The sequence below is a fragment of the Streptococcus sp. 53 genome (genome assembly GCF_013276565.1).
GTDB lineage: Bacteria > Bacillota > Bacilli > Lactobacillales > Streptococcaceae > Streptococcus.
The window spans coordinates 1-6,064 of record NZ_VMLG01000025.1 but is presented as its reverse complement, the minus strand read 5'-3'; the positions used below and the strand labels follow the sequence as shown (position 1 = coordinate 6,064).

At 39.2% G+C, this 6,064-nt stretch carries 7 protein-coding genes; 6 read left to right on the top strand and 1 reads right to left on the bottom strand.

Annotated features, from left to right (window positions below):
- Window positions 1–170 precede the first annotated feature (170 nt).
- Window positions 171–1,181, top strand: coding sequence for a type I glyceraldehyde-3-phosphate dehydrogenase (gap, locus tag HT722_RS08145; RefSeq protein WP_000260662.1), 1,011 nt, complete (start codon window positions 171–173; stop codon window positions 1,179–1,181).
- 68 nt (window positions 1,182–1,249) lie between these two features.
- Here the strand turns inward: gap and HT722_RS08140 are convergent, their stop codons facing one another.
- Window positions 1,250–2,125, bottom strand: a complete 876-nt coding sequence (locus HT722_RS08140) for an RluA family pseudouridine synthase (protein WP_345789586.1) — start codon at window positions 2,123–2,125, stop codon at window positions 1,250–1,252.
- An 86-nt stretch (window positions 2,126–2,211) separates the two neighbouring features.
- Here HT722_RS08140 and pbp2a point away from each other — a divergent pair, with 86 nt between their 5' ends.
- The 5 genes from pbp2a to HT722_RS08115 all read left to right on the top strand — a co-directional run bounded on the left by pbp2a (window position 2,212) and on the right by HT722_RS08115 (window position 5,985).
- The gene (gene pbp2a, locus HT722_RS08135) at window positions 2,212–4,407 is read left to right on the top strand and encodes a penicillin-binding protein PBP2A (protein ID WP_173276862.1); all 2,196 of its coding nucleotides are present in this window, start codon (window positions 2,212–2,214) and stop codon (window positions 4,405–4,407) included.
- Window positions 4,408–4,459: 52 nt separating this feature from the next.
- On the top strand, window positions 4,460–4,612 hold the full coding sequence (rpmG, locus tag HT722_RS08130) for a 50S ribosomal protein L33 (RefSeq protein ID WP_001809375.1): 153 nt from the start codon (window positions 4,460–4,462) through the stop codon (window positions 4,610–4,612).
- A 9-nt stretch (window positions 4,613–4,621) separates the two neighbouring features.
- Window positions 4,622–4,798 carry a preprotein translocase subunit SecE gene (gene secE, locus HT722_RS08125; RefSeq protein WP_001210991.1) on the top strand — a complete coding sequence of 59 codons (177 nt, stop codon included), beginning with the start codon at window positions 4,622–4,624 and terminating at the stop codon, window positions 4,796–4,798.
- A gap of 50 nt (window positions 4,799–4,848) precedes the next feature.
- Window positions 4,849–5,385, top strand: coding sequence for a transcription termination/antitermination protein NusG (nusG, locus tag HT722_RS08120; protein WP_000376739.1), 537 nt, complete (start codon window positions 4,849–4,851; stop codon window positions 5,383–5,385).
- A 120-nt stretch (window positions 5,386–5,505) separates the two neighbouring features.
- Complete coding sequence (locus HT722_RS08115) at window positions 5,506–5,985, top strand: sigma-70 family RNA polymerase sigma factor (RefSeq protein WP_138704843.1); 480 nt, start codon at window positions 5,506–5,508, stop codon at window positions 5,983–5,985.
- Window positions 5,986–6,064: the final 79 nt, after the last annotated feature.

The following is a 6,064-nucleotide window of genomic DNA, read 5'->3' as shown; positions in this document are numbered from 1 at the left end:
TTACTTTGAGAAGTTACGTAAAAAAGAAACTAACATAGAAAAACAATGCCCGTACTTGCAATTCAACTCAAATAGTTATATAATAGGTTTGTTGAAAGGTGATTTGTAGTGATTCAAGTTACTCTTTTCACAATAAAAATTTCATGATTTTCATAAGGAGGAAATCACTAATGGTAGTTAAAGTTGGTATTAACGGTTTCGGACGTATCGGTCGTCTTGCTTTCCGTCGTATCCAAAACGTAGAAGGTGTTGAAGTTACTCGTATCAACGACCTTACAGATCCAGTCATGCTTGCACACTTGTTGAAATACGACACAACTCAAGGTCGTTTCGACGGTACTGTTGAAGTTAAAGAAGGCGGATTTGAAGTTAACGGTAAATTCATCAAAGTTTCTGCTGAACGTGATCCAGAACAAATCGACTGGGCTAACGACGGTGTAGAAATCGTTCTTGAAGCTACTGGTTTCTTTGCTAAGAAAGCAGCTGCTGAAAAACACTTGCACGCTGGTGGAGCTAAAAAAGTTGTTATCACTGCTCCTGGTGGAAACGACGTTAAAACAGTTGTATTCAACACTAACCACGACGTTCTTGACGGTACTGAAACAGTTATCTCAGGTGCTTCATGTACTACAAACTGCTTGGCTCCTATGGCTAAAGCTCTTCAAGATAACTTTGGTGTTGTAGAAGGATTGATGACTACTATCCACGCTTACACTGGTGACCAAATGATCCTTGACGGACCACACCGTGGTGGTGACCTTCGCCGTGCTCGCGCTGGTGCTGTAAACATTGTTCCTAACTCAACTGGTGCTGCAAAAGCTATCGGTCTTGTAATCCCAGAATTGAACGGTAAATTGGACGGAGCTGCTCAACGTGTTCCTGTTCCAGCAGGTTCTGTAACTGAGTTGGTAGCAGTTCTTGAAAAGAACGTTACTGTTGACGAAGTGAACGCAGCTATGAAAGCAGCTTCAAACGAATCATACGGATACACTGAAGATCCAATCGTATCTTCAGATATCCTAGGTATGTCTTACGGTTCATTGTTTGACGCAACTCAAACTAAAGTTCTTGACGTTGACGGTAAACAATTGGTTAAAGTTGTATCATGGTACGACAACGAAATGTCATACACTGCACAACTTGTTCGTACTCTTGAATACTTCGCAAAAATCGCTAAATAATTCTTGAGTCGATAGAAAAGCAAGGCCTCTGGTCTTGCTTTTTAAATATTTAAAAATGGATGACACAATCATCCATTCTTTTTTATTTCTCTTTCGAAAGTATCTGAAAGGGCAGTGAAGCTTAATTTTTCTAATGTAAGTGGATGGGTAAAGGAAAGTCGAAAGGCATGAAGCATAAGTCGATTTGATTTTCCTTTACTATTATAGAGAGGGTCGCCTAAAATAGGGAAGTTATGATGCGAAAGGTGCACACGAATCTGATGGGTTCGCCCGGTCTTTAGTTTGCAACGAACCAAGGAAGTTTTGTTTGGGAATTGCTTTAATCTGCTTACATTTGTTTCAGCATATTGCCCATTTTTTGTATCAACTACTCGTTTTCTGCGGTCATGGCGATCACGTCCGATTTTGTCCCTGAAAACAAGCTCTTTGCTGCTGATATTTCCATCAACTAGTGCCCAGTATTCCCTAGAAATCTCTTTTTTCTCCAGTAAGCGATTGAGAATAGTCAGGATAAAAGGATTTTTGGCAAAGAGAACCAAACCACTGGTTTCCATGTCCAGACGATGAACGACATAGCAGGTTTGGCCAACATAGGCACTGACATGGTTAAGAAGGGCGATTTCGTTTGGCTGATTACCATGCGTTTTCATCCCCTCTGGTTTGTTCACAATAATCAAGTGTTGATCTTGATAAACTTCCTGAATGAGGTTTGGGTTGCCCCAAGGAATTTCTTTTTCGGGATAATCTTCTTCGTCAAAAGTCAATTGGCAAACATCTCCAGGCTTCACCGTCTCGTTCCAATGAACTTCTCGCTGATTAATCAAAATGTGTTTCTTGATTCTCAAAAAATGACGGATTTTTCTAGGGATGAGGAGTTGTTCCTCAAGTAATTGCTTTACCGTCATTTGAGGTAGAGAGTCTGGTAAAGTAAAAGTGAATTTCATACAGATATTGTAACAAAAAAAGCCTTATTTGGATAGGAAATAGCTAAATTCTTGTCTTCCTATGATGAAGATGATAAAATAAACGCATGAAATTAGATAAATTATTCGAGAAATTTCTTTCTCTTTTTAAAAAAGATACAAGTGAACTAGAGGATTCTGATTCTACTAGTTTACGTCGCTCTCGAAGTGATAGAAAAAAATTAGCCCAAGTGGGTCCAATTCGAAAATTCTGGCGTCGCTATCATCTAACAAAGATTGTCCTTATACTAGGTTTGAGTGCAGGCTTGCTAGTTGGAACCTATTTGTTTGCTGTAGCCAAGTCAACCAATGTCAATGATTTGCAAAACGCCTTGAAAACTCGGACTATCATTTTTGACCGTGAAGAAAAGGAGGCTGGTGCCTTGTCTGGTCAAAAGGGAACCTACGTTGAATTGACTGCTATCAGTAAAAATTTGCAGAATGCCGTTATTGCGACAGAAGACCGTTCCTTCTATAAAAATGACGGGATTAACTATGGTCGTTTCTTCTTGGCTATTGTCACTGCTGGTCGTTCAGGTGGTGGCTCTACTATTACCCAACAGCTGGCTAAAAATGCCTATCTGTCGCAGGATCAAACTGTTGAGAGAAAAGCGAAAGAATTTTTCTTGGCTTTAGAATTGACTAAAAAATATAGCAAGGATCAGATCCTAACCATGTACCTTAACAATGCCTATTTTGGAAATGGTGTGTGGGGTGTAGAAGATGCGAGTAAGAAATACTTTGGAGTTTCTGCATCAGAAGTGAGTCTGGATCAAGCTGCGACTCTGGCAGGGATGCTGAAGGGACCGGAATTGTATAATCCTTTGAATTCCGTACAAGATTCGACTAATCGTCGCGACACTGTCTTACAAAATATGGTTGCAGCAGGATATATTGATAAAAACCAAGAAACCGAAGCTGCAGAAGTTGATATGAATTCTCAATTGCACGATAAGTATGAAGGGAAAATCTCAGATTACCGCTATCCTTCTTACTTTGATGCGGTGGTTAATGAAGCTGTTTCCAAGTATAATCTAACAGAGGAAGAAATTGTCAATAATGGCTACCGCATTTACACAGAGCTGGATCAAAACTACCAAGCAAATATGCAGGTTGTCTATGAAAATACAGTGCTATTTCCGAGGGCAGAGGATGGAACATTTGCTCAATCAGGAAGTGTCGCTCTCGAACCGAAAACAGGGGGAGTTCGTGGAGTTGTCGGTCAAGTTGCTGGCAATGATAAAACGGGATTCCGGAATTTCAACTATGCAACCCAATCGAAACGTAGCCCTGGTTCTACAATTAAGCCTTTAGTTGTTTATACGCCAGCAGTTGAAGCAGGCTGGGCTTTGAATAAGCTCTTGGATAACCATACCATGCAGTATGACAGCTATAAGGTTGATAACTATGCAGGGATCAAAACGAGTCGAGAAGTTCCCATGTATCAAGCCTTGGCAGAATCGCTTAATCTACCTGCTGTTGCCACTGTTAATGATTTGGGCCTTGATAAGGCTTTTGAGGCGGGCGAAAAATTTGGACTCAACATGGAAAAGGTCGACCGTGTTCTTGGTATTGCCTTGGGAAGTGGCGTCGAAACCAACCCTCTTCAAATGGCTCAAGCATATGCTGCCTTTGCAAATGAAGGTTTAATGCCGGAAGCACATTTTATTAGTAGAATTGAAAATGCTAGTGGGCAAGTTATTGCGAGCCATAAAAATTCACAAAAACGGGTGATTGATAAGTCTGTAGCTGACAAGATGACTAGTATGATGTTGGGTACATTCACTAACGGAACCGGTATTAGTTCATCGCCTGCAGACTATGTCATGGCAGGGAAAACTGGTACAACTGAAGCAGTTTTCAATCCGGAATACACAAGTGACCAGTGGGTAATTGGTTATACTCCGGATGTGGTGATTAGTCATTGGCTTGGTTTTCCGACCACTGATGAAAATCACTATCTAGCAGGATCTACTTCAAATGGTGCAGCCCATGTCTTTAGAAACATTGCCAATACCATTTTACCTTATACACCAGGAAGTACCTTCACAGTTGAAAATGCATATAAGAAAAACGGAATTGCACCAGCTAACACAAAAAGACAAGTACAAACCAATGATAATAGCCAGACAGATGATAATTTGTCTGATATTCGAGGACGTGCGCAAAGTCTAGCAGATGAGGCTAGTCGGGCTATCTCGGATGCGAAGATTAAGGAAAAGGCTCAAACAATATGGGATTCGGTAGTCAATCTATTTCGCTAAGATGCTTGTCAAAGCCTAGCTTTCTTGTTATAATAGATAAGATGGAGGCGTTATGGCACTAAAAAAAGCAAGCCTAGCTTGTGCGGTTTGTGGTTCGAGAAACTATTCAATCAAGATTAGTGGAAACCCCAAGCCTACACGACTAGAAGTAAATAAATTTTGTAAGCATTGTGGCAAATACACTACACACAGAGAAACGAGATAGGAGAGAGCGATGCGTTTTATTGGAGATATTTTTAGACTTCTTAAAGACACAACATGGCCAACTCGCAAGGAAAGCTGGAGAGATTTTCGTTCTATCATGGAATACACAGCTTTCTTTGTAGTAATTATTTACATTTTTGACCAGTTGATTGTTTCAGGTTTGATTCGATTTATTAACATTTTTTAGAAGAGTAGTGAAAGTACACTAAAAATCTTCTATTTATGAAAGGAAATATCATGGATAGTTTTGATAAAGGATGGTTTGTCTTACAAACTTATTCTGGTTATGAAAATAAGGTAAAAGAAAATCTATTACAACGTGCACAAACCTACAATATGTTGGATAATATTCTACGCGTTGAAATTCCAACACAAACAGTGCAAGTTGAAAAAAATGGAAAGAGAAAAGAAGTAGAAGAAAATCGCTTTCCAGGTTATGTTCTTGTAGAAATGGTCATGACAGATGAAGCTTGGTTTGTTGTGCGAAACACACCAAACGTTACAGGATTCGTAGGATCTCATGGGAACAGATCAAAACCAACACCATTATTGGAACAAGAAATTCGTGACATTTTGGTATCTATGGGACAAACTGTTCAAGAATTTGATTTCGATGTTGAGGTTGGTCAAACCGTACGTATTATTGATGGTGCTTTTGCAGACTATACTGGTAAAATTACAGAGATTGATAACAATAAAGTGAAGATGATTATCTCTATGTTTGGTAATGACACAGTAGCAGAAGTAAACCTAAACCAAATCGCAGAATTATAACCCTAAGAGAGGCAAGACCTCTCTTTTTTGTGCAGTTGAGGAGCTAAAGGGAACAGAATGGATGAAATGTGTCAAAAGTGTTTCTGAATCTGTTAGACTGTACACAGAAAGGGGAAGATTATGATTAAAGAATTGTATGAAGAAGTCCAAGGAATTGTATACAAGTGTAGAAATGAATATTACCTTCATTTGTGGGAGCTATCGGATTGGAACCAAGAAGGCATGCTCTGCTTACATGAATTGATTAGTAGAGAAGAAGGACTGGTAGACGATATTCCACGTTTAAGGAAATATTTCAAAACCAAGTTTCGAAATCGAATTTTAGATTATATCCGTAAGCAAGAAAGTCAAAAACGGAGATATGATAAAGAACCATATGAAGAAGTAGGTGAGATTAGTCATCGTATAAGTGAGGGAGGTCTCTGGCTAGATGACTATTATCTCTTTCATGAAACCCTAAGAGATTATAGAAACAAACAAAGTAAAGAGAAACAAGAAGAACTAGAACGCGTCTTAAGAGATGAACGCTTCCGAGGGCGTCAAAGAGTCCTAAAGGACTTACGTATTGTGTTTAAGGAGTTTGACATCCGTACCCATTAGGAAGTCATGCAAAAAAGTAAAAAAATTTTAAAAAAGGTGTTGACAAAGTTAGAAAAGACTGTATAATAGTAAGAGTTGA

What these genes read in the sequence shown, in the direction of transcription:
- nusG (WP_000376739.1), top strand. Translation starts at nt 4,849, where the DNA reads ATGGATAGTTTTGATAAAGGATGGTTTGTCTTACAAACTTATTCTGGT.
- pbp2a (WP_173276862.1), top strand. Translation starts at nt 2,212, where the DNA reads ATGAAATTAGATAAATTATTCGAGAAATTTCTTTCTCTTTTTAAAAAA.
- rpmG (WP_001809375.1), top strand. Translation starts at nt 4,460, where the DNA reads ATGGCACTAAAAAAAGCAAGCCTAGCTTGTGCGGTTTGTGGTTCGAGA.
- HT722_RS08115 (WP_138704843.1), top strand. Translation starts at nt 5,506, where the DNA reads ATGATTAAAGAATTGTATGAAGAAGTCCAAGGAATTGTATACAAGTGT.
- HT722_RS08140 (WP_345789586.1), bottom strand. Translation starts at nt 2,125, where the DNA reads ATGAAATTCACTTTTACTTTACCAGACTCTCTACCTCAAATGACGGTA.
- secE (WP_001210991.1), top strand. Translation starts at nt 4,622, where the DNA reads ATGCGTTTTATTGGAGATATTTTTAGACTTCTTAAAGACACAACATGG.
- gap (WP_000260662.1), top strand. Translation starts at nt 171, where the DNA reads ATGGTAGTTAAAGTTGGTATTAACGGTTTCGGACGTATCGGTCGTCTT.